The sequence below is a fragment of the Streptomyces sp. NPDC032126 genome, assembly GCF_055580085.1.
This window is the reverse complement of the sequence record NZ_JBVIMA010000004.1, coordinates 57,224-77,856: the sequence shown is the minus strand read 5'-3', so window position 1 is coordinate 77,856 and position 20,633 is coordinate 57,224. Positions and strand designations below refer to the sequence as shown.

At 69.0% G+C, this 20,633-nt stretch carries 19 protein-coding genes; 8 read left to right on the top strand and 11 right to left on the bottom strand.

What is annotated here, in order from left to right:
- The first annotated feature begins 78 nt into the window (after positions 1-78).
- Positions 79-750 carry a maleylpyruvate isomerase N-terminal domain-containing protein gene (locus ACZ5NW_RS16710; RefSeq protein WP_468744570.1) on the top strand — a complete coding sequence of 224 codons (672 nt, stop codon included), beginning with the start codon at positions 79-81 and terminating at the stop codon, positions 748-750.
- A gap of 129 nt (positions 751-879) precedes the next feature.
- On the opposite strand, the gene ACZ5NW_RS16705 is transcribed toward ACZ5NW_RS16710, so the two are convergent.
- Positions 880-1,074 carry a hypothetical protein gene (locus ACZ5NW_RS16705; protein WP_468744569.1) on the bottom strand — a complete coding sequence of 65 codons (195 nt, stop codon included), beginning with the start codon at positions 1,072-1,074 and terminating at the stop codon, positions 880-882.
- A gap of 187 nt (positions 1,075-1,261) precedes the next feature.
- Between ACZ5NW_RS16705 and ACZ5NW_RS16700 the strand changes: the two genes are divergently transcribed.
- Positions 1,262-3,382, top strand: a complete 2,121-nt coding sequence (locus ACZ5NW_RS16700; RefSeq protein WP_468744568.1) for a S9 family peptidase — start codon at positions 1,262-1,264, stop codon at positions 3,380-3,382.
- A gap of 128 nt (positions 3,383-3,510) precedes the next feature.
- Here the strand turns inward: ACZ5NW_RS16700 and ACZ5NW_RS16695 are convergent, their stop codons facing one another.
- From ACZ5NW_RS16695 to ACZ5NW_RS16670, 6 genes are all read right to left on the bottom strand, one after another.
- Complete coding sequence (locus ACZ5NW_RS16695; RefSeq protein WP_468744567.1) at positions 3,511-4,575, bottom strand: ABC transporter ATP-binding protein; 1,065 nt, start codon at positions 4,573-4,575, stop codon at positions 3,511-3,513.
- A complete protein-coding gene (locus tag ACZ5NW_RS16690) occupies positions 4,568-5,542 on the bottom strand; it encodes an ABC transporter ATP-binding protein (protein WP_468745082.1) in 975 nt (324 codons plus the stop codon). The genes ACZ5NW_RS16695 and ACZ5NW_RS16690 overlap by 8 nt, the downstream gene beginning before the upstream one ends.
- 41 nt (positions 5,543-5,583) lie before the next feature.
- Positions 5,584-6,564: an ABC transporter permease gene (locus ACZ5NW_RS16685; protein ID WP_468744566.1), complete on the bottom strand. Its 981-nt coding sequence runs from the start codon at positions 6,562-6,564 to the stop codon at positions 5,584-5,586.
- On the bottom strand, positions 6,557-7,480 hold the full coding sequence (locus tag ACZ5NW_RS16680; RefSeq protein WP_468744565.1) for an ABC transporter permease: 924 nt from the start codon (positions 7,478-7,480) through the stop codon (positions 6,557-6,559). The genes ACZ5NW_RS16685 and ACZ5NW_RS16680 overlap by 8 nt, the downstream gene beginning before the upstream one ends.
- A gap of 6 nt (positions 7,481-7,486) precedes the next feature.
- Positions 7,487-9,118 (bottom strand): peptide ABC transporter substrate-binding protein, encoded by a 1,632-nt coding sequence (locus ACZ5NW_RS16675; RefSeq protein WP_468744564.1) that lies wholly within the window; start codon positions 9,116-9,118, stop codon positions 7,487-7,489.
- Between the two features lie 103 nt (positions 9,119-9,221).
- Positions 9,222-9,530, bottom strand: a complete 309-nt coding sequence (locus ACZ5NW_RS16670) for a helix-turn-helix domain-containing protein (protein WP_468744563.1) — start codon at positions 9,528-9,530, stop codon at positions 9,222-9,224.
- A gap of 414 nt (positions 9,531-9,944) precedes the next feature.
- Here ACZ5NW_RS16670 and ACZ5NW_RS16665 point away from each other — a divergent pair, with 414 nt between their 5' ends.
- From ACZ5NW_RS16665 to ACZ5NW_RS16640, 6 genes are all read left to right on the top strand, one after another.
- The gene (locus ACZ5NW_RS16665) at positions 9,945-10,487 is read left to right on the top strand and encodes a hypothetical protein (RefSeq protein ID WP_468744562.1); all 543 of its coding nucleotides are present in this window, start codon (positions 9,945-9,947) and stop codon (positions 10,485-10,487) included.
- A 206-nt stretch (positions 10,488-10,693) separates the two neighbouring features.
- Positions 10,694-12,520, top strand: a complete 1,827-nt coding sequence (locus ACZ5NW_RS16660; protein WP_468744561.1) for an ABC transporter substrate-binding protein — start codon at positions 10,694-10,696, stop codon at positions 12,518-12,520.
- Positions 12,517-13,536: an ABC transporter permease gene (locus tag ACZ5NW_RS16655; protein WP_468744560.1), complete on the top strand. Its 1,020-nt coding sequence runs from the start codon at positions 12,517-12,519 to the stop codon at positions 13,534-13,536. Before ACZ5NW_RS16660 ends, ACZ5NW_RS16655 begins: the two co-directional genes overlap by 4 nt.
- Complete coding sequence (locus ACZ5NW_RS16650; protein WP_468744559.1) at positions 13,533-14,438, top strand: ABC transporter permease; 906 nt, start codon at positions 13,533-13,535, stop codon at positions 14,436-14,438. Before ACZ5NW_RS16655 ends, ACZ5NW_RS16650 begins: the two co-directional genes overlap by 4 nt.
- Positions 14,435-15,400 (top strand): ABC transporter ATP-binding protein, encoded by a 966-nt coding sequence (locus ACZ5NW_RS16645; RefSeq protein ID WP_468744558.1) that lies wholly within the window; start codon positions 14,435-14,437, stop codon positions 15,398-15,400. The genes ACZ5NW_RS16650 and ACZ5NW_RS16645 overlap by 4 nt, the downstream gene beginning before the upstream one ends.
- On the top strand, positions 15,397-16,434 hold the full coding sequence (locus ACZ5NW_RS16640; RefSeq protein WP_468744557.1) for an ABC transporter ATP-binding protein: 1,038 nt from the start codon (positions 15,397-15,399) through the stop codon (positions 16,432-16,434). The genes ACZ5NW_RS16645 and ACZ5NW_RS16640 overlap by 4 nt, the downstream gene beginning before the upstream one ends.
- A gap of 64 nt (positions 16,435-16,498) precedes the next feature.
- Here ACZ5NW_RS16640 and ACZ5NW_RS16635 read toward each other — a convergent pair whose 3' ends face one another.
- The 4 genes from ACZ5NW_RS16635 to ACZ5NW_RS16620 are packed head-to-tail and all read right to left on the bottom strand — an operon-like array spanning position 16,499 to position 20,579.
- Entirely contained in the window at positions 16,499-17,644 is a 1,146-nt protein-coding gene (locus tag ACZ5NW_RS16635) for an ABC transporter ATP-binding protein (protein ID WP_468744556.1), read from the bottom strand.
- A complete protein-coding gene (locus tag ACZ5NW_RS16630; protein WP_468744555.1) occupies positions 17,637-18,692 on the bottom strand; it encodes an ABC transporter ATP-binding protein in 1,056 nt (351 codons plus the stop codon). The genes ACZ5NW_RS16635 and ACZ5NW_RS16630 overlap by 8 nt, the downstream gene beginning before the upstream one ends.
- 11 nt (positions 18,693-18,703) lie before the next feature.
- Positions 18,704-19,654, bottom strand: a complete 951-nt coding sequence (locus ACZ5NW_RS16625; protein WP_468744554.1) for an ABC transporter permease — start codon at positions 19,652-19,654, stop codon at positions 18,704-18,706.
- On the bottom strand, positions 19,647-20,579 hold the full coding sequence (locus tag ACZ5NW_RS16620) for an ABC transporter permease (protein ID WP_468744553.1): 933 nt from the start codon (positions 20,577-20,579) through the stop codon (positions 19,647-19,649). Before ACZ5NW_RS16620 ends, ACZ5NW_RS16625 begins: the two co-directional genes overlap by 8 nt.
- Between the last annotated feature and the right edge of the window lie 54 nt (positions 20,580-20,633).

Genomic DNA, 20,633 nt, shown 5'->3' with positions numbered 1-20,633 from the left:
CGAGTGTCGGGATCCGTCTGGCGGACGCGGCCGCCGTGTCCAGGAATGCGGTGCCCCCACCCGAGGTTGACCCAGCCGATGATCGTCGGTGATGGACAGGAGGACGGCAAGGTGGCGCAGGTCAGGGAGCTTTATCTGGCGGTGGCCGAGGTGGCGGCGGAGCTGTTGGCCGTGCCGGAGGTCGCGGACGGCTGGCATCGGCCCTCCGCACTGGCGGAGCTCAGCGTCCAAGGTCTGGCCGGTCATCTGGCCGGGCAGGTCTTCTTCATCCCGAAGATACTGGCGGAGCCGGAACCCTCCGAGCCCGCCATCTCGCTCCACGAGTACTACGCGCGCGTCAGCTGGATCGGCTCGGACCTCGACACGCCCTTCAATCGGGGCATCCGGTCCAGCGGCGAGGAGGAGGCGTCCGACGGCGCGGCCGCGCTGGCCCTGCGGGTCGCCGCGTGCGTCGAGGAGCTGCGCGGCAGTCTGCCCACCGCGCCGGATCGTCTGGTCCGCCGCCCCACGTGGGGGCCGTGGTCGATCAGTCTGGACGACTTCGTCACCAGTCGGATCCTGGAGCTCGTGATCCACTCCGACGACCTCGCGCACAGCGTCGGGGTGCCGACGCCGGAGTTCCCGGCCCCGGCCGTCGAGGCGGTCGTGGACGTGCTGTCACGGATCGCCTTGAGGCGGCACGGCGCGACCGACGTCCTGCGCGCCCTGAGCCGCAGCGAACGCGCACCGGCTTCCATCTCGGCGCTCTAGCCGGAGGTGGGTCGCCGACGGCCGACCCACGAAGGGGGCGCCGCCGCAGCGGACGCGCACGGCTCTGACGGCCGTGCGCGTCCGGCCCGCCCCCCCGGGGATACGACGTGGATCGTGCGGCGGGGTGCGTCAGAACTTGATGCTGCTGATCATGCTCGCCACGTTTGTCGTCAGATCGCTGATCGTCGGGGCCATCGTCGACGACGCCAAGTAGAAGCCGAGCAGGATGCAGACGACGGCATGACCACCCTTCAGCCCTGACTTCTTGATCAACAAGAAGACGATGATCGCCAGCAGCACCACCGCCGAAATCGAGAGTGCCACGGCGGCTCACCTCCAAGAACCCGGGTACGTGGGGGAAACAGAGCGGGTGAACTTGTAAATCCATACAACAGCCAGCAGGTTCATACCCACACAGCGCTAGTGATCATAACTATGAGTGCGCGCGCATCTGTCGGCGCACGGACGCACAAGGGGGCGTATGGCCAATCATGGCCAATAGGGTCGGGGCATGACGACGACCTCCGACTCCTTCCCTCGGCGGCACGCCCGCACCCAGCGTTTCACCCTCGGCGCGCCGCGTTCGTTCACCGTCGCCCCGGACGGTTCCCGTGTCGTGTTCCTGCGGTCGCATTCCGGTACGGACCGGGCGAACGCCCTCTGGGTACTCGACCCCGCGGAGGGTGCCGAGCGGGTGGCCGCCGATCCGCTGACCCTGCTCGGCGGTGTCTCGGAGGACCTCTCGCCCGAGGAGCGGGCGCGTCGTGAACGCAGCCGCGAGGGCGGGGCCGGCATCGTCGACTACGCCACCGACGAGGCCGTCGAACTGGCCTCTTTCGCCTTGTCAGGGCGGCTCTTCACGGCCGAGCTGCGGGCCGGTACGGCACGTGAACTGCCGGTCCCGGGGCCGGTGATCGACCCCCGCCCCTCCCCCGACGGGCGGCATGTCGCCTATGTCGCGGGCGGCGCCCTGAGGGTCGTGGCGGCCGAGGGGGCGGGGGACCGGGCGCTCGTCGAGTCCGACGGCCCGTCTGTTTCCTATGGAATGGCCGAATTCATCGCCGCGGAGGAAATGGGGCGTTCGCGCGGGTTCTGGTGGTCCCCGGAGTCGGATCGGCTGCTCGTGGCGCGTGTGGACGACACGCCGGTGGAGCGGTGGTGGATCTCGGACCCGGCCCATCCGAAACGTGACCCACAACACGTCCCTTATCCGGCGGCCGGGACGCCCAACGCCGAGGTGCGGCTGTTCGTCGTCGACCTCGCCGGGGTGCGCACGGAGGTCGTCTGGGACCGGGCGCGCTATCCGTATCTGGCGCGAGTGCACTGGTCAGGGGCGGGTGCGCCGCTGCTGCTCGTACAGGCGCGCGATCAGCGCGGCCAGCTGTATCTGGCGGTGGACACCGACTCCGGGGCGACCCGGATGGTGCATGCCGACGAAGATCCGATTTGGCTGGATCTTTTCGGTGGGGTGCCCTGCTGGAGCCCCTCCGGACAGCTGGTCAGGATCGCCGACGAAGGGGGTGTCCGGGTCCTCGCCGTGGGCGAACGGCCGCTGACCGGGGACCAGTTGCATGTGCGGGCGGTGCTGGACGTCTCCGCCGACGACGTGCTGATCTCGGCCTCGGCCGGCGAGGGCGCAGATCAGCCGGAAACCGGTGAGGTGCATGTCTATCGCGTCAACGAGCTCGGCGTCGAGCGTCTTTCCCAGGAGCCCGGGGTGCACTCGGCCGTGCGGTCGGGGGGCGTGACCGTGCTCGTGTCGGCGACGCTCGACCGGCCGGGCACCCTGGCGCGCGTCCTGCGGGACGGGAAACACACGGCCACCGTCACGTCGTATGCGGACGATCCCGGCCTCACCCCGCGCGTGACGCTCACCGAGGGGGGCGCACGCCGCATCCCGTGCGCCGTGCTTATGCCTACGGACTACCCCTCTGACACCTCCTCGCCGCCCCTGCCCGTCCTGCTCGACCCCTACGGCGGTCCGCACGGCCCCCGGGTGGTGGCCGCCCACAACGCCCATCTGACCTCGCAGTGGTTCGCCGACCAGGGCTTCGCGGTCGTCGTCGCCGACGGGCGCGGCACGCCGTGGCGCTCGCCCGCCTGGGAGAAGGGCGTCCACCGGGACTTCACCGTCTCCCTGGACGACCAGATCGAGGCCCTGTCCGACCTCGCGAAGACCCATCCCCTCGATCTGTCACGGGTGGCGATCCGCGGATGGTCGTACGGCGGCTGGCTGGCCGGGCTCGCCGTGCTGCGGCGGCCGGACGTCTTCCGCGCGGGCATCGCCGGCGCGCCGGTCACCGACTGGCGGCTCTACGACACCCACTACACCGAGCGGTATCTGGGCGATCCCGCCGGCGATCCGGCGGCGTACGCGAAGAGTTCGCTGGTGACCGACGACGGACTGTCCTCCCCCGCCGAGCCGCACCGGCCGCTGATGATCGTGCACGGCCTCGCCGACGACAACGTGGTCGTGGCGCACGCCCTGCGGCTGTCCTCGGCGCTGCTGGCGGCCGGCCGGCCGCACGAGGTGCTGCCGCTGTCCGGGGTCACGCACATGACCCCGCAGGAGCAGGTCGCGGAGAATCTGCTGCTGCTTCAGGTGGACTTCCTGAAGCGTTCGCTGGGATAACGGCGCAAACGCCCACGAACTGCGTTAACACGCAGGCAACTTGGTGGAAGCGGTACCGATATACGGACGCGCGACGCTGAACAGCGTACGGCCGTGCGGGTGCCGTAAACGAGCCGGGGTGCGCCATGTCACCCCGGCTCGTTGCCGTTCGTCTCCGGCGGGACCACTTGCTTCTCCTCCGCGAAGTGGCACGCCGAGTCGTGCGCCGCCGGGCCGGTCGCGTGCCGGAACGCCTCCGGGACCGCGAGGAGCGGCACCTCGACCGCGCACCGCTCCTGGGCCTTCCAGCAGCGGGTGCGGAAGCGGCAGCCGGACGGGATGTTCGTCGGGGAGGGGACGTCACCGGTGAGGATGATCCGTTCGCGGTGCTCGCGCGCCTCCGGGTTCGGGACCGGGACGGCGGAGAGCAGGGCCTGGGTGTACGGGTGCGTGGGGTGTTCGTAGATCTGTTCGTCGGTGCCGATCTCCACGATCCGGCCGAGGTACATCACGCCGACCCGGTCGGAGATGTGGCGGACGATCGACAGGTCGTGGGCGATGAAGACATAGGAGAGGTCGAAGTCGTTCTGGAGGCGGTCCAGGAGGTTGATGACCTGCGCCTGGACGGAGACGTCGAGGGCGGAGACCGGTTCGTCGGCGACGATCACCTCGGGGCGCAGGGCCAGGCCGCGGGCGATGCCGATGCGCTGGCGCTGACCGCCGGAGAACTGGTGCGGATAGCGGTTGATGTACTCCGGGTTGAGACCGACGACGTCCAGCAGCTCCTGGACCCTGCGACGCCGGTCGCCCTTCGGAGCCACCTCGGGGTGGATCTCGTACGGCTCCCCGATGATGTCGCCCACCGTCATACGCGGGTTCAGCGAGGTGTAGGGGTCCTGGAACACCATCTGGATGTTGCGGCGGACCGCCTTCAGGGCACGCCCGGACAGCTTGCTGATGTCCTCGCCCTTGTAGTGGATGCGACCCTCGGTCGGTCTCTCCAGGTTGACCAGCATCTTGGCGACGGTGGACTTGCCGCAGCCCGACTCGCCCACGATGCCGAGTGTTTCGCCCTTGGCGAGCGTGAAGTCGACGCCGTCGACGGCCTTGACCGCGCCGATCTGCTTCTTGATGACGATGCCCTGGGTGAGCGGGTAGTGCTTGTGCAGCCCGCTGATCTCCAGGATCGGCTCTGCCGTCCGGACGTCAGCCATTGAGGCACTCCCTCCAGAAGTGGCAGGCGCTGCCGCGGGTCTCCGAGACCTGGTACAGCGGGGGGACGTCCGTGCGGCACACGTCCTGGGCCATCGGGCAGCGCGGGTGGAAGGCGCAACCGGGCGGGATGTGCATGAGGTTGGGCGGCAGGCCCTTGATGGCGTAGAGCTCCTGGCCCTTCTGGTCGAGGCGCGGGATGGATTCGAGCAGGCCGCGCGTGTAGGGGTGGGCGGGGGCCTTGTAGATGTCGTGCACGGGGGCGGACTCGACGATCCGGCCGGCGTACATGACCGCGATCCGGTCGGCGACGTCCGCGACGACGCCCAGGTCGTGGGTGATGAGGATGAGGCCCATGTGGTACTCGCGCTGGAGGTCGGCGAGCAGGTCCATCACCTGGGCCTGGACGGTCACGTCGAGCGCGGTCGTGGGTTCGTCGGCGATGATCAGCGCGGGCTCCAGGGCGAGCGCCATGGCGATCATGATGCGCTGGCGCATACCGCCGGAGAACTGGTGGGGGTACTGCCTGACCCGCTCCTTGGCGGCCGGGATGCGCACCCGGTCCATCAGCTCCACGGCCTTGGCGCGGGCGTCCTTGCGGGACATGCCCCGGTGCACGACGAACATCTCGCCGAGCTGGTCGCCGACGGACAGGACGGGGTTGAGGGACGACAGCGCGTCCTGGAAGATCATCGCCATCTCGGCGCCGCGCACCTTGCGCCGTTCGTCCTCCTTGAGCCGGAGCAGGTCCTGCCCCTGGAAGAGGATCTCGCCGCCGGTGATCCGCCCGGGCGGCATGTCGAGGATCCCCATGATCGCCTGCGCGGTGACCGACTTCCCGGACCCGGACTCCCCGAGCACGGCGAGGGTCTCCCCCGCGTCCACGGAGTAGCTGACCCCGTTGACGGCCTTGGCGATCCCGTCCCGCGTCTTGAAATCCACCTGGAGGTCCCGCACTTCGAGCAGCACGTGTCCGCCGCCCCGCACCTCGTCCACTTCGAGCACGACCCTCACCTCAACTTCGGATCAAGGGCGTCGCGGACCGCGTCGCCGAGCATGATGAAGGCCAGGACTGTGATGGCCAGGGCGCCCGAGGGCCACAGCAGGGCGTGGGGGGCGTTGCGGACGTAGGGGGAGGCCGCGGAGATGTCGATGCCCCAGGAGACGCTGGGGGGTTTGAGGCCCACGCCGAGGTAGGACAGCGTGGCCTCCAGGGCGATGTAGGTGCCGAGGGCGATCGTGGCGACGACGATCACGGGGGCCACCGCGTTCGGCGCGATGTGGCGCAGCAGCTGGCGGGAGCTGGAGGCGCCCAGGGCCCGCGCGGCCTGGACGTAGTCGTTCTGTTTGGCCGTGATCACCGAGCCGCGGGCGATACGGGAGATCTGCGGCCAGCCCAGCAGCACCATGAAGCCGATGACCGGCCAGATCGTGTTGCTGGTGACCACCGACAGCAGGACCAGGCCGCCGAGGACCACCGGGATCGCGAAGAAGATGTCGGTGACGCGGGAGAGGATCGAGTCCGGGGCGCCCCCGAAGAAGCCCGCCAGGCCGCCGAGGATCGAGCCCAGGACGGCGACCCCGAGGGTGGCGCAGACGCCGACCGTGACGGACGTCCGGGCGCCGTAGACGGTGCGCGTGTAGACGTCGCAGCCCTGGCCGTCGAAGCCGAAGGGGTGGCCGGGCTGGGAGCCCTGCTGGGCCTTGGCGAGGTCGCACTTGAGGGGGCTCTGCCAGGTGATCGCCGAGGGCCACAGGGAGATGAAGACCAGGAAGAGGATGATCAGGCCGGAGACGATGAAGACCGGGTTGCGGCGCAGGTCGCGCCAGGCGTCGGACCACAGGCTGCGCGGCTTCTCCTGGGGGCCGGTGCCCTCGGGTCCTCCCGGGGTCTTCTCCAGGGTCGTCGCCTCGGAGGCCGCCAGGTCCATCTGGCCGCCCATCCCGGTCCCGGCGATGGCGCGCTCGGGCTCGTACGGCTGCTCAGGCATAGCGGATCCTCGGGTCGAGTACGGCGTACAGGAGGTCGACGAGCAGGTTGAACACCAGGAAGACCAGGACGAGGACGGTGACGAAGCCGACGACGGTCTGGGTGTTCTGGCGCACGATCCCCTGGTACAGCTGGTAGCCGACGCCGTGGATGTTGAAGATCCGCTCGGTGACGATCGCGCCGCCCATCAGGGCACCGATGTCCGCGCCGATGAAGGTGACCACGGGGATCAGGGAGTTGCGCAGCAGGTGCCGGATGACGACCCGGTGCCTGGGCAGTCCCTTGGCGACGGCCGTACGGACGTAGTCGGACCGCTTGTTCTCGGCGATGGACGTACGGGTCAGGCGCACGACGTAGGCGAGGGAGACCGATGCCAGCACCAGGCCGGGGACGATCAGTTCGTCGAAGGTGGCCTCGGGCGAGACGGAGGGTTTGATCCAGCCCCACTCCACACCGAGCAGCAGCTGGAGCAGCAGGCCGGTGACGAAGGTGGGGATGGAGATCACGACGAGGGTCATCAGCAGGACGCCGGTGTCGACCGGGTGACCGCGACGCGTCCCGGTGATCACGCCGAGGGTGATGCCCACGACGATCTCGAACAGGATGGCGACAATGGTGAGCCGGATGGTGACCGGGAAGGCCGTCGACATCAGCTCGGTGACCGGCTGGCCGTTGAACGCCGTCCCGAAGTCACCGGTGAAGACGTTCCCCATGTAGGTCAGGTATTGCTGCCACACGGGTTTGTCGAGGCCGAACTCCTTCTTCAGCTGGGCGGCGGTGGCCGGGTCGCACTGGCGCTCGCCGCACAGGCCCGCGATGGGGTCGCCCATCACGTTCACCATCAGAAAGATCAGCAGCGTGGCTCCGATGAACACGGGGATCATCTGGAGCAGCCGCCGGACGACGTAGCGCCCCATGACCGGTCAGCCGACCTTGATCTCGTTGTAGACCGGCACGGAGAACGGGTTGAGCTTGACGTTGGACAGCCGCTGGGAGTAGCCGGCGCTGCCGTTCTGGTACCAGAGCGGAATGGCGGCCATGTTGTCCCGCACGACCTCCTCGGCCTGCTGGAAGGTCTGGATGGCCTTGCCCGTGTCGCTCTCGGCGTTGGCCTGGTCGACGAGCTTGTCGAAGTCCTTGTTGGACCACTTGCCGTCGTTGGAGGAGGCGTTGGTGTAGTAGAGCGGCTGGAGGAAGTTCTGGATCAGCGGGTAGTCCATCTGCCAGCCGGCCCGGAAGGGGCCCGTCATCTTGTGCTGGCCGATCTGGTTGCGGAAGTCGGCGAAGGTGCCGATGGGGTTGCCGACGCAGGCCTTGTTGTTGCCGAGGGCGTTGTTGATGGAGTTGCAGACCGCGTCCACCCACTGCTTGTGGGAGCCGGTGTCGGCGTTGTACGAGATCTTGACCTGTCCGCCCGGCAGGCCCCCGCCCTCCTGGATGAGCTTCTTGGCCTCGGAGGGGTTGTAGTCGCAGGAGTCGCCGCACAGGCCGTCCTGGAAGCCGCCCTCCTTGCCGAGCACCGGTGACGTCCAGTCGGTGGCCGGTGTGCGGGTCTTCTGGAAGATCGTGTCGGTGATCTGCTTGCGGTTGATCGCCATGGACAGGCCCTTGCGGACCTTGACGGAGTCCGGCTTGTTCCAGTCCGGGTCGTAGAAGGGGAACGCGAGGGTCTGGATGATGCCGGCCGGGGTGTTGAGGTAGCGGTCGCCGAGGTCGTTCTTGACGTTCGCCAGCTGCGCGGCGGGCACGTCGTCGACGAGGTCGAGGTTTCCGGCCAGCAGGTCGGTGTAGGCCGTGTTGTTGTCCGTGTACACCTTGAGCGTGACGCCGCCGTTCTGCGCCTTGTCCTCGCCCGCGTACCCGTCCCACTTCTTGAGCTGCATCTGGGAGCCCTTGGTGTAGGACGCGATGGTGTACGGACCGTTGCCGACGGGCTTGCTCAGCCAGGTGGAGTGGTCGGTGAAGAACGACTGGGGCAGCGGGGAGAACGCGGCGTAGCCCAGGGTGTCGGGGAAGGTGGAGAACTTCTGGGTGAGCTTGATGGTGAAGGTCTGGGGGCCGGTGACCTTCAGCCCGGACAGCGTGTCGGCGGTCTGCTTGCTGCCGTCCTCCGGGTGGACCTTGTCATAGCCCTCGATGTAGCCGAAGAAGTACGCGTTCTTCTGGTTGTTCTTCAGGCTGGCGCCGTAGTTCCAGGCGTCCACGAAGGATTTGGCGGTGACCTTCTCGCCGTTGCTGAAGGTCCAGCCGCTCTTGACGGTGACGGTGAAGTTCTGCGAGTCGGTGGTGTCGATCTTCTGGGCGAGCATGTCCTCGGCCGCACCGGTCTGCGGGTTGTAGCGCTTGAGCCCGCGGAAGACCATGTCGAGGACCTTGCCGCCCTGCACCTCGTTGGTGTTGGCGGGCTCCAGCGGGTTCTGCGGGTCCCCCCAGGAGGCACTGAGCACCGCGCCGCTGTCGCTGCCACCGCCGCCGCCCCCGCTCCCGCAGGCCGTCGCCGCCAGGACCACCGCCGCCGCTGCCGCGGCCCACTTGGCGTGCGTGGCTCCACGCATGGATGCCTCCTCTTGAACGCGCTGCTCCCGAGCGCTGTGCCGTCAGCGCCGGAGCACTGATCCGTTATCGGCCAATATCGCCAGATAACGGATCATCCGCATATCACGATCGCCCGTACGCGGGACGGACCACCCGTTCGTACGGCTGCGCCCGGAAGGACACCCGCATGTCGCCCTGCGGCGAGAGCGCGATCAGCAGGTTCGCCGCCATGGCCGCGGCCAGCCGCTCCAGCAGGGGCAGGGTGGGCACCCCCTTGCCGCACTCCAGTCGCGAGAGCGCGCCCTGACTCATACCGGCCCGCACCGCGAGGCGCTGCTGGGTCAGCCCCAGCTCCACACGCCGGGCGCGCACCGCCGCCCCGAGCGGACGTCCGAGACCGCCCCACACATCCCCACCGCGCGCAATTCCCATACCTCTCCCCCAATTCCTCGAACAGCGGTCACCAAGGGCGTGTTCGCCGGAATGAGGAGACACGGCGAGGCGCCGCACGGTTCCGCCTTGAGGAAATCTTGAGTGTTCACAGAGCCTTATGCCGAGGAATGCATATCCTCCATGGATTGTGAGCCACGCCACATTTCATACTGCAAAACCCGCCACCAAACCGGACAGGGCCGACGAATCAATGGGGCCTCAATTTCCGTTTTCAGGAGCTTCGTTCACCGCCGCGCGGCCGGGCGCCGGGCCTTCGTGATGCATTGCAGTTGCCAAGCCGCGAGGAGCCTGGCCAATCTTCCGTTGCGCCGAGGACGACGGCTCGAACGCCGGTCGGACAAAGGCCATCGACCAACCGACAGAAATTCTGAATTGTTACGGGGGACAGACCCGATGAAGAAGATCGTGGGCTCCACGCTCGCGTCCGCCCTGCTCGCCGGCGGCATCGTGACCGTCGCCGCGGCGGCGCCCGCCTCCGCCTCCTGCGCGCCCAACCCGGGCACCGGCTACCACATCACCAACAAGTCCACGGTGAGCAAGCCGACGAACCTGCACAGCGACTGGGTGTACGACAACGTCCCCGGCACCATCGGCTACAACAAGACCAAGACGGCCACCGTCAGCGCGAGCGGCACCGCGGGCGTCGAGGCCGAGGCCGGGGTCATCTTCGCCAAGGCGAGCACCTCGTTCAGCGTGACCCTCGGCAAGTCCTGGTCGAAGTCCAGCAGCTGGCAGTACACGCTGCAGACCAAGAACAAGGCGGGCAAGACCAAGGTCCGTATGACCATGTTCCACGAGTCGAAGAAGTTCCTGGTCACGAAGTACTCGTACTACTACGACGGCCACTGCAAGTACCACGAGAGCACCACGTGGAAGAAGTGGATGGTCGCTCCGGTGAAGAAGGACGCCAATGTGTGGGGTCTGGAGTGGAAGTAGCGGCGGCGGCGCGCTAGCGCCGTAGCTCCGTGACATCGGCCCGCCGGGGTTCCCGGCGGGCCGTCAGCGTTTCACCAGCGGATCGTCACCGGACTGGACCAATCACGGTCAACTCTCCCGTGACCGAGGCGTTTTCGCAGGCAGAGTGGGGTATAGAGACCCACCTACCAGCCGTCCTGCGTGAGCGATGACGCGAGGTCACCTCCATGAAGCAGCACGAACCGCACGGCCCCAGACCGCTCCTGGCACCCCGGATCGTCGCCGCCGCCGGTGCCGCCGCCCTCCTCCTGTCGGCCGCCCCGACGTCGTTACCGAAGGCGAACGCCGCGGAGAAGAAGGTGCTCACCGTCGCCGTGGCGCAGAGCGTCGACTCCCTGAGCCCCTTCCTGGCCACCCGTCTGGTCAGCACCAGCATCAACCGGCTCATGTACGAGTACCTGACGGACTACGACCCCGGTGACGCCCACGCCGTCCCCGGCCTCGCCACACGGTGGTCCCCGTCGTCCGACAAGCTGACCTGGACCTACACCATCCGCTCCGACGCCACCTGGTCGGACGGCGAGAAGGTGACCGCCGAGGACGCCGCCTGGACGTTCACCAAGATGATGACCGACGAGAAGGCGGCCACCGCCAACGGCAGCTTCGTCGCCAACTTCGAGAACGTCACCGCGCCCACCCCCACCCGGCTGGTCATCCGGCTGAAGAAGCCACAGGCCACCATGACCGCCCTCGACGTGCCGATCGTGCCCAAACACATCTGGGAGAAGGTCGGGGACCTGTCGAAGTTCAACAACGACAAGGACTTCCCCGTCGTCGGCGACGGCCCGTTCGTCCTCACGGACTACAAGGCCGACAGCTACGTCCGGCTGAAGGCGAACAAGACGTTCTGGCGCGGCGCCCCGAAGTTCGACGAGCTGCTCTTCAAGTACTACAAGGACGGCGACGCGGCCGTCGCCGCCCTCCAGAAGGGCGAGGTGTCCTTCGTCGGCAATCTGACCCCGGCCCAGGCCGCTGCCCTCAAGGGCCGCCCCGACGTCAAGGTCAACGACGCGCCCGGTCGCCGCTTCTACGCCCTCGCCACCAACCCCGGCGCCCGCGCGAAGGACGGCACGGCGTTCGGCGACGGCCACCCCTCCCTGCTCGACCAGCGGGTGCGGCAGGCCCTCTTCCTCGCCGTGGACCGCACGACACTCATCGACAAGGTCTTCCAGGGCCACGCGGTCCTCGGCGCCGGCTACATCCCGCCGCGCTTCTCGTCGTACTTCTGGAAGCCACCGGCGGACCAGGAGCTCGCCTACGACCCGGCGAAGGCCGCCCGGCTCCTCGACCAGGCCGGCTACCGGAAGAACGGCTCCGGCGACCGCGTCGGCAAGGACGGCAAGCCGATCACCTACCGCGTGCTGTGCCACGCCACCGACCCCAACGACAAGGCCGTGGGCCAGTATCTGAAGGAGTGGTGGGGCAAGCTCGGCATAGGGGTGCGGCTCGACTGCCTCGACAACGTCAGCGACCCCTGGCTCGCCGGCACCTACGACCTCGCCTTCGACGGCTGGTCGGTCAACCCCGACCCCGACTTCGTCCTGTCGATCCACACCTGCGGGGCACTGCCGGCCACCCCCAAGGACACCGGCGCCACCGACAACTTCATCTGCGACAAGCCCTACGACCAGCTGTACGCGCGGCAGCTCGCCGAGTACGACACGGCCAAGCGGACCGAGCTGGTCAAGCAGATGCAGTCACGGCTGTACGGCCTGGCGTACATGAACGTCATGGCGTATCCCAACGCCGTGGAGGCGTACCGCACCGATCAGATCGCCTCGATCGAGACGATGCCGAAGGCCGCGGGCAACATCTACGGTCAGGACGGCTACTGGAGCTGGTGGTCGGCCGAACCGGCGGACTCCGGGGGCTCCTCCGGATCGGGGCTGTCGGGCGGCGCGATCGCCGGAATCGCCGTCGGCGCGGCCCTGCTGGTGGCCGCCGGCGTGTTCGTGACGCTGCGGCGGCGGGCGACCGCGGAGGACCGCGAGTGACGGCGCTCGACGCGGCCCCCGTCGCGCGGCCGACGAGCGGCAGCGGCTATCTCCGCTACGGCGCCGCCAAGGTGGGCGGCGCCGTGGTCTCCCTGCTCGCCGTCCTCGTCACCGGCTTCTTCCTGTTCCGGCTGATCCCCGGCGACCCGGTGAAGACCATGACCGGCGGCCGCCCCGTATCCGCCGAGCAACTGGCCGCGTACCGGAGGGAGTTCGGACTCGATCTGCCGCTGTGGGAGCAGTTCACCGACTACTGCGGCAAGGCCCTCACCGGGGACCTCGGCACCTCGTACCAGTTCCGCGCCCCGGTCCTGGACAAGATCACCGAGGCCCTGCCGAACACCCTGCTGCTGACCGGCACGGCCTTCGTCCTGTACACCGCGCTCGGCGTCTTCCTCGGCACCCGCTCGGCCTGGCGCCACGGCCGCCTCGGGGACCGGTTCCACACCGGACTGGCGCTGACCCTCTACTCCGTGCCGTCCTTCTGGCTCGGGCTGCTGCTCATCATCGTCCTCGCGGTGGGCGTCGGCCCCATCCCCGGGATGTTCCCGACCGGCGGCATGGAGTCGGGCGGCGAGGAGGGCTTCGCCTACGTTCTCGACGTCGCCCACCATCTCGTGCTGCCGGTGATCACCCTGGTCGCCGTCGAGTACGGCCAGACCCTGCTGGTCACCCGCTCGGCGCTGCTGGACGAGATGGGCAGCGACTATCTGACGACGGCCCGCGCCAAGGGCCTGCGTGACGACCTGGTGCGCCGCCGGCACGCCGTCCCGAACGCCCTGCTGCCCACCGTCACCCTCGTCTTCGTCAACCTCGGCCGGACGGTGGCCGGGGTGATCCTGGTCGAGACCGTCTTCTCCTGGCCCGGCCTGGGCGGCCTCTTCTACCAGGCCCTGAGCGTGCCCGACCTGCCGCTGGTGCAGGGCCTGTTCCTCTTCTTCGCCTCGGCGGTGATCGTCATGAACACGCTGGCCGACCTGGTCTATCCGCTGCTCGACCCGAGGGTGGGCCGATGAGTACGGCCGTGGCCTCGCCCCGGGCCCTCGCCCGGCAGCGGCGCCGACGGGCCGCCCTGCGGTTCTGGCGGGCGTACCGCGGCCATCGCTCGGGCCTGCTGGGGCTCGCCGTGCTCGGGGTGTTCGCGCTGGTCGCGCTGACCGCGCCGCTGACGGTCGGCTCGGACGTGGTGAGCGTGACCGGGGCGCCGGGCCGGCCGATGGAGAGCCCGAGCGGTGAGTTCCCGCTGGGCACCGACCGGTTCGGCCGGGACCTGCTCGGGCTGGTGGTGTGGGGCTCGCGGGTGTCCCTGCTGGTCGGGCTGCTCGCGGCGGTGCTCTCCGTGGCGATCGGCGCCCTGGTCGGCATCACCGCCGGGCACTTCAAGGGCGTCTACGCGACGGTGCTGATGCGGATCACGGACTGGTTCCTCGTCATGCCGACGCTCGTGCTGGCCATCGCCCTGGCCACCGTCATGTCCCGCTCACTCGGCACGGTGATCCTGGCGATCGGCGTGACGTCCTGGCCGACCACGGCCCGGCTGGTGCGGGCACAGACGCTGGCGGTGGAGTCCCGGCCGTACATCGAGCGGGCCACGGCGCTGGGCGGCGGGCACGGGCACATCATGACCCGGCACGTCCTGCCCAATGTGATGCCGCTGGTGCTGGCCCAGACGACGCTGATGGTCTCGTCGTCGATCCTGGCCGAGGCGACCCTGGCCTTCCTGGGCCTGGGCGATCCGACCGTCGTCTCCTGGGGCGGACTGCTCCAGGACGCGCGCGAGGCGGGGGCGGTCAGCGCGGGCGACTGGTGGTACCTGGTGCCCCCGGGTCTCGCGATCGCCGCGGTGGCCCTCGCGTTCACGCTGTGCGGGCGCGCGGTGGAGTCGGTGCTGAACCCGAGGCTGGGGGTGGGGCGGTGAGCCTGCTGGAGGTCAGGGGGCTGGAGGTGACGTATCCCGGCGGGGCGCGGGCCGTGCGGGGCGTGGACCTCGCGGTCGGGGCCGGAGAGAGGCTGGGCATCGCCGGGGAGTCGGGCTGCGGCAAGTCGACGCTGGCGCTGGCCCTGCTGCGGCTGCTGCCGCAGGGCACCGATGTCTCCGGCGAGATCCTGCTGGACGGCGAGGACGTGCTCGCGATGCGCTGGGGACGGCTGCGGGCGGTCCGCTGGGCGGGGGCGTCGATCGTGTTCCAGGGGGCGATGCACTCGCTCAATCCGGTGCACCGGGTGGGCGACCAGATCGCCGAACCGATCGTGTTGCACGGCAGGGCGACGGCGGCCGCGGCCCGCCGCCGGGCCGGGGAACTCCTGGAGCACGTGGGCCTGCCGGCCGCCCGCGCCTCCGCGTACCCCCACGAGCTGTCGGGCGGTCAGCGCCAGCGCGTGATGATCGCCATGGCGCTGGCCTGCGACCCCCGGCTGATCGTCGCCGACGAGCCGACGACGGCGCTGGACGTGATGATCCAGGCGCAGATCCTGCGGCTGATCGAGACGCTGGTGACCGAACAGGACCTGGGTCTGATCATGATCAGCCACGATCTGGCGGTCCTCGCCGACACCTGCGACCGGCTGGCGGTGATGTACGCGGGCCGGGTGGTGGAGGAGGGCGCGGCGCGCGAGGTCTACGAGGACGCGCGGCACCCCTACGGGCGGGCCCTGGCGTCGGCGTTCCCCCGGATCGGCGACCCCGGCTCCCGGTTCGCCCCGCGGGGCCTGCCCGGCGATCCCCCCGATCCGGCGGACCTGCCGGCCGGGTGCGCGTTCCATCCGCGCTGCTCGGTGGTGACGGCGGCCTGCGCGACACAGGACCAGCGGCTGCGGGAGGCGGGCGGCGGCCGCCGGGCGGCGTGCGTGCACGTGGCGGACGTGAGGAGCGCGACATGACCCTGCTGACGGCCCAGGCCCTGCACGTGGCCTTCCCGGGACGACACGGCGGACCCCCGGTCCGGGCGGTGGACGGCGTCGAGCTGGAGGTGCGCCCCGGCGAGATCGTCGCGCTGGTCGGCGAGTCGGGCTGCGGCAAGACGACACTGGCCCGCGCCCTGCTGGGCCTGGTCCGCCCGAGCTCCGGGCAGATCTCCTTCGACGGGACGCCGCTGTCGTACACCTCCCGCGCCCTGAAGGCGTACCGCAGGCGCGCCCAGCTGATCCTCCAGGACCCGAGCGGCTCGCTCAACCCGCGGCACACGGTCTACGACGCGGTGGCCGAGGGCCTGCGCATCCACGGGTACGCGGGGGACGAACGGGAAGCGGTCGCGCGGGCCCTCTCCCGGGCCGGCCTACGCCCCCCGGACCGCTTCTTCCTGCGCTACCCGCACGAACTGTCGGGCGGTCAGCGCCAACGGGTGGTGATCGCGGGCGCGCTGGTCCTGGAACCCCGGCTGCTGGTGGCGGACGAGCCGGTGGCGTCCCTGGACGCGTCGGTACGCGGCGAGATCCTCGCCCTGCTCCTGAAACTGCGCACCGAACTGGGCCTGGCCGCCCTGGTGGTGACCCACGACCTGGGCCTGGCGTGGAACGTGGCGGACCGGGTGGCGGTGATGTACCTGGGCCGCATCGTGGAGACGGGCACGGTGGAGGAGGTCCTGACGAGCCCCCGCCACCCCTACACCCGCTCCCTGCTCTCGGTCCTCCCGGAGGCCCCGGGCACCCCGATCGTCCTCACCGGCGAACCCCCGGACCCGTCCCGCATCCCAACAGGCTGCCGCTTCAGACTGAGATGCCCGGTGGTGGCGAGCGGTGAGGCGGAGAGGGCAGGGATAGCCGACCGCTGCCGCACGGAGGACCTCCCGATCCTGCACGCCGGCCGAGAGCCCCAAGCAGCCTGCCACTGGCCACCAACGGTGACGGAAAGGGGCGCGGGGAACTGCGCGACAAGCCCCAACGCACCCGCGGACGACATACGACCGACGGCGTAAAACACCAGTTCCCGGCACCCCTCAAAAAAGGGGTACCGGGAACAACGGCCAAGGCGCCGCAGGCTTACGCGTGGACGACGTCCTTCTCCTCCGCGAAGTGGCAGGCCGACTCGTGCGCCGCCGGAGTGTCCTCCCCCTTGAACCGCTCGGGGATCGCCAGGACAGGCACCTCCTCCGCGCACTTGTCCTGCGCCTTCCAGCAGCGCGTACGGAAACGGCAGCCCGACGGCGGGTTGGCCGGCGACGGCACATCCCCGGTGAGGATGATCCGGTCTCGGTTCTCGCGCGCGTCGGGGTCCGGCACCGGCACCGCCGACAGCAGCGCCTGCGTGTAGGGGTGCGTCGGGTGGTCGTAGATCTGCTCGTCCGTACCGATCTCGGCGATCTTGCCGAGGTACATCACGCCCACCCGGTCCGAGATGTGCCGGACGATCGACAGGTCGTGCGCGATGAAGATGTAGGAGAGGTTGAACTCGTCCTGCAGTCCCTCCATCAGGTTGATGACCTGTGCCTGGACGGACACGTCCAGCGCGGAGACCGGCTCGTCGCAGATGATGATCTCGGGGTTGAGGGCCAGGCCGCGGGCGATGCCGATGCGCTGGCGCTGACCGCCCGAGAACTGGTGCGGGTAGCGGTTGATGTACTCCGGGTTGAGACCGACGACGTCCAGCAGCTCCTGGACCCTGCGACGCCGGTCGCCCTTCGGAGCCACCTCGGGGTGGATGTCGAAGGGCTCCCCGATGATGTCGCCCACCGTCATACGCGGGTTGAGCGAGGTGTAGGGGTCCTGGAACACCATCTGGATGTTGCGGCGGACCGCCTTCAGGGCACGCCCGGACAGCTTGCTGATGTCCTGGCCCTTGTAGAAGATCTCGCCGGCGGTGGCCCGCTCCAGGTTCATCAGCAGCTTGGCGACCGTGGACTTGCCGCAGCCGGACTCGCCCACGATGCCCAGGGTCTCGCCCTGGTACAGGTCGAAGGAGACCCCGTCGACGGCCTTCACGGCGCCGATCTGCTTCTTGAACAGGATGCCCTGGGTGAGCGGGAAGTGCTTCTGCAGATTGCGCACCTGCAGAATCGGCTCACCGCGCTCCACGGGCGCCTCGATCGCGGCGACCGACTCCGTCTCGGAGTGGACGTCCGCGACCTCCACCTCGGAGACGTTCGGCGTGGCGTCCTGCTGCTCGTCGTTCTTGCTGAGCTCAGCCATGGATCGTCTCCTTCCAGAAGTGGCATGCCGAGGCACGGCCGACGAGTTCGCCGCCGTCCTGCTCGGTGACCGGCGCCAGCGCCGGGATCTCCTCGCGGCAGATGTCCTGGGCCTTGGGGCAGCGCGGGTTGAACGCGCAACCGCTCGGGACACGCAGCAGGTTGGGCGGCAGACCCTTGATCGCGTAGAGCTCCTGGCCCTTCTGGTCCAGGCGCGGGATCGAGTCCAGCAGACCACGGGTGTACGGGTGCGCGGGGCGCTTGTACAGCTCGTGGACCGGGGCACGCTCCACGATCCGGCCCGCGTACATCACGGCGATCTTGTCCGCGACGTCGGCGACCACGCCGAGGTCGTGGGTGATCAGGATCAGACCCATGTTGTACTCGCGCTGCAACTCCGCGAGCAGGTCCATGACCTGGGCCTGGACGGTCACGTCGAGGGCCGTGGTGGGCTCGTCGGCGATGATCAGGTCCGGCTCCAGGGCCAGCGCCATGGCGATCATGATGCGCTGGCGCATACCGCCCGAGAACTGGTGCGGGTAGTCGTCCACCCGGGCCGCGGCGGCCGGGATCTTCACCCGGTCCATCAGCTCGATCGCCTTGGCCCTGGCCTCCTTCTTGGACAGGCCCTGGTGGACGCGGAACATCTCGCCGAGCTGGTAGCCGACGGTCAGCACCGGGTTCAGCGAGCTGAGGGCGTCCTGGAAGATCATGGCGATCCGGCTGCCGCGGATCTTGCGGCGCTCCTCGGCGGACATCTTCAGCATGTCCTGGCCGCGGAAGAGGATCTCGCCCTGCGGGATCGACGCCGGCGGCATGTCGAGGATGCCCATGATCGCCTGCGCGGTCACGGACTTGCCGGAGCCGGACTCGCCGAGGACGGCGAGCGTCTCACCGGCGCTCACGCTGTAGTTGACGCCGTTGACGGCCTTGACCACGCCGTCGCGGGTCTTGAACTCGACGTGCAGGTCGCGCACTTCGAGCAGCGGCCCGTCGTCAGCCCCGCCGTCGCGCGGCGAGGGCACGGAAACTTCTTCGATGACGGTCACGTACGCCTCCCTCAGCGCATCTTCGGGTCGAGGGCGTTGCGTACGGCCTCACCGAGCATGATGAACGCCAGCACCGTGATGCTGAGCATGATCGACGGGTAGAGCATGATCCACTGTGCTACGCGGATCTGGTTGCCGCCGTCGGAGATGTCGTTGCCCCACGACACGCCGTTCAGGCCGAGGCCCAGGTACGACAGCGTGGCCTCGGCGCCGATGTAGACACCGAGCGAGATGGTGGCGACGACGATCACCGGGGCGAGGCTGTTCGGCAGGATGTGCCGGAACATGATGCGCGAGGTGCTCGCGCCGAGCGCCTTGGCGGCCTGGACATAGTCGGCCTGCTTGGTGGTGATGACCGCGCCGCGCATCACGCGGGCGATCTGGGTCCAGCCGAAGAAGCCGAGGGCGCCGATGACGACCCATGTCGTGCGGTGCTCGAAGGAGTTCAGCGCGACCATGGTGCCGAGCAGGAACGGGATACCGAAGAACACGTCCGTCAGGCGGGACAGGATCGAGTCGACGAGGCCGCCGAAGTAGCCGGCGATCATGCCGACCAGTCCGCCCACCAGGGTGACGACGATGGTGGTGCCGAAGCCGACGGCCACCGAGGCCCGGGTGCCGTAGATGACGCGCGCGTACACGCTGCGGCCCTGCTGGTCGTAGCCCAGCCAGTCGGCCGAACCTATCTCGCCCAGCTTGGGCTTCTGCAGGTAGTGCTTGGACAGGTCGCCCAGGATCGGGTCCGTGCCGGTGAACCAGCCAGGGAAGAAGGTGACCGTCAGCAGGAAGACGATCAGCAGGCTGGAGACGATGAAGATCCAGCTGCGGCGCAGATCCGCCCAGGCGTCGCCCCACAGGCTGCGGGCCTTCTCCGGCTTGGCCGGAGCGGCGGGAGCGGCGGTCGGAGCCGCGGCGGTCTCCGCCACGGCGTCCTTGACATCGGTCTTGGTCACGTCAGGCATAGCGAATCCTCGGGTCCAGGACCGCGTAGAGCAGGTCGACGAGCAGGCTGGCGAGGAGGTAGATGATGACCAGGATGGTCACCAGACCGACCAGGGTGGTGCCCTCGCGTCGCACGATGGACTCGGCGATCGTGCCGCCCACACCATGAATGTTGAAGATGTGCTCGGTGACGACCGCGCCACCCATCAGGGCGCCGATGTCGGTACCGAGGTAAGTGACCACCGGGATCAGCGAGTTGCGCATCAGGTGGACACCCACGACGCGACGCCGCGGCAGGCCCTTGGCGATGGCCGTGCGGATGTAGTCGGCGCGCAGGTTCTCCGCGATCGAGGTCCGGGTGAGCCGGGTCACATAAGCCAGCGACGCGGTGCCGAGGACGACGGCCGGGAGGATGAACTGGGTGAGGTCCGTGTCGTCGTTGACGCTGGGCGCCACCCATCCGAGCTGGTCGGAGAAGACCATCTGGAGGATGAAGCCGAGGACGAACACGGGCATCGAGATGAGCAGCAGCGTGATCAGCAGGACCACGTTGTCCGTGATCCGGCCGGCCCGCAGACCGCTGACGATACCGAGAGCGAGACCCAGCACCGCCTCGAAGGCGAAGGCCAGGCCGGCCAGACGCAGCGTCACCGGGAACGCGTCACCGAGCACATCGGTGACCGGGCGGCCGCTGGCGATCTGGGTGCCGAAGTCCAGGTGCAGGATCATGTCCCGCATGTAGTTGTAGTACTGCTGCCAGATCGGCTGATCCAGGCCGTACTCATGCTTCAGCGCTGCGATCACCTGCGGGCTGCCGCCCTTGTCGCCGAACAGCCCGCTCACAGGGTCACCGGGCAGGGCGTAGACCATCAGGAAGATCAGCAGGGTTGTCCCGAAGAAGACCGGGATCATCTGGAGCAGTCGTCGTGCGACGTAGCGCCCCATCGTGCCTCCATGTCAATCACGACAGCACCGACGGGCCCTTTCCCCGCGCACCTG

Coding starts and splice junctions, on each gene's coding strand:
- ACZ5NW_RS16710 (WP_468744570.1), top strand. CDS start 79: ATGATCGTCGGTGATGGACAGGAGGACGGCAAGGTGGCGCAGGTCAGG.
- ACZ5NW_RS16700 (WP_468744568.1), top strand. CDS start 1,262: ATGACGACGACCTCCGACTCCTTCCCTCGGCGGCACGCCCGCACCCAG.
- ACZ5NW_RS16695 (WP_468744567.1), bottom strand. CDS start 4,575: ATGGCTGACGTCCGGACGGCAGAGCCGATCCTGGAGATCAGCGGGCTG.
- ACZ5NW_RS16685 (WP_468744566.1), bottom strand. CDS start 6,564: ATGCCTGAGCAGCCGTACGAGCCCGAGCGCGCCATCGCCGGGACCGGG.
- ACZ5NW_RS16680 (WP_468744565.1), bottom strand. CDS start 7,480: ATGGGGCGCTACGTCGTCCGGCGGCTGCTCCAGATGATCCCCGTGTTC.
- ACZ5NW_RS16675 (WP_468744564.1), bottom strand. CDS start 9,118: ATGCGTGGAGCCACGCACGCCAAGTGGGCCGCGGCAGCGGCGGCGGTG.
- ACZ5NW_RS16670 (WP_468744563.1), bottom strand. CDS start 9,530: ATGGGAATTGCGCGCGGTGGGGATGTGTGGGGCGGTCTCGGACGTCCG.
- ACZ5NW_RS16665 (WP_468744562.1), top strand. CDS start 9,945: ATGAAGAAGATCGTGGGCTCCACGCTCGCGTCCGCCCTGCTCGCCGGC.
- ACZ5NW_RS16660 (WP_468744561.1), top strand. CDS start 10,694: ATGAAGCAGCACGAACCGCACGGCCCCAGACCGCTCCTGGCACCCCGG.
- ACZ5NW_RS16650 (WP_468744559.1), top strand. CDS start 13,533: ATGAGTACGGCCGTGGCCTCGCCCCGGGCCCTCGCCCGGCAGCGGCGC.
- ACZ5NW_RS16640 (WP_468744557.1), top strand. CDS start 15,397: ATGACCCTGCTGACGGCCCAGGCCCTGCACGTGGCCTTCCCGGGACGA.
- ACZ5NW_RS16635 (WP_468744556.1), bottom strand. CDS start 17,644: ATGGCTGAGCTCAGCAAGAACGACGAGCAGCAGGACGCCACGCCGAAC.
- ACZ5NW_RS16625 (WP_468744554.1), bottom strand. CDS start 19,654: ATGCCTGACGTGACCAAGACCGATGTCAAGGACGCCGTGGCGGAGACC.
- ACZ5NW_RS16620 (WP_468744553.1), bottom strand. CDS start 20,579: ATGGGGCGCTACGTCGCACGACGACTGCTCCAGATGATCCCGGTCTTC.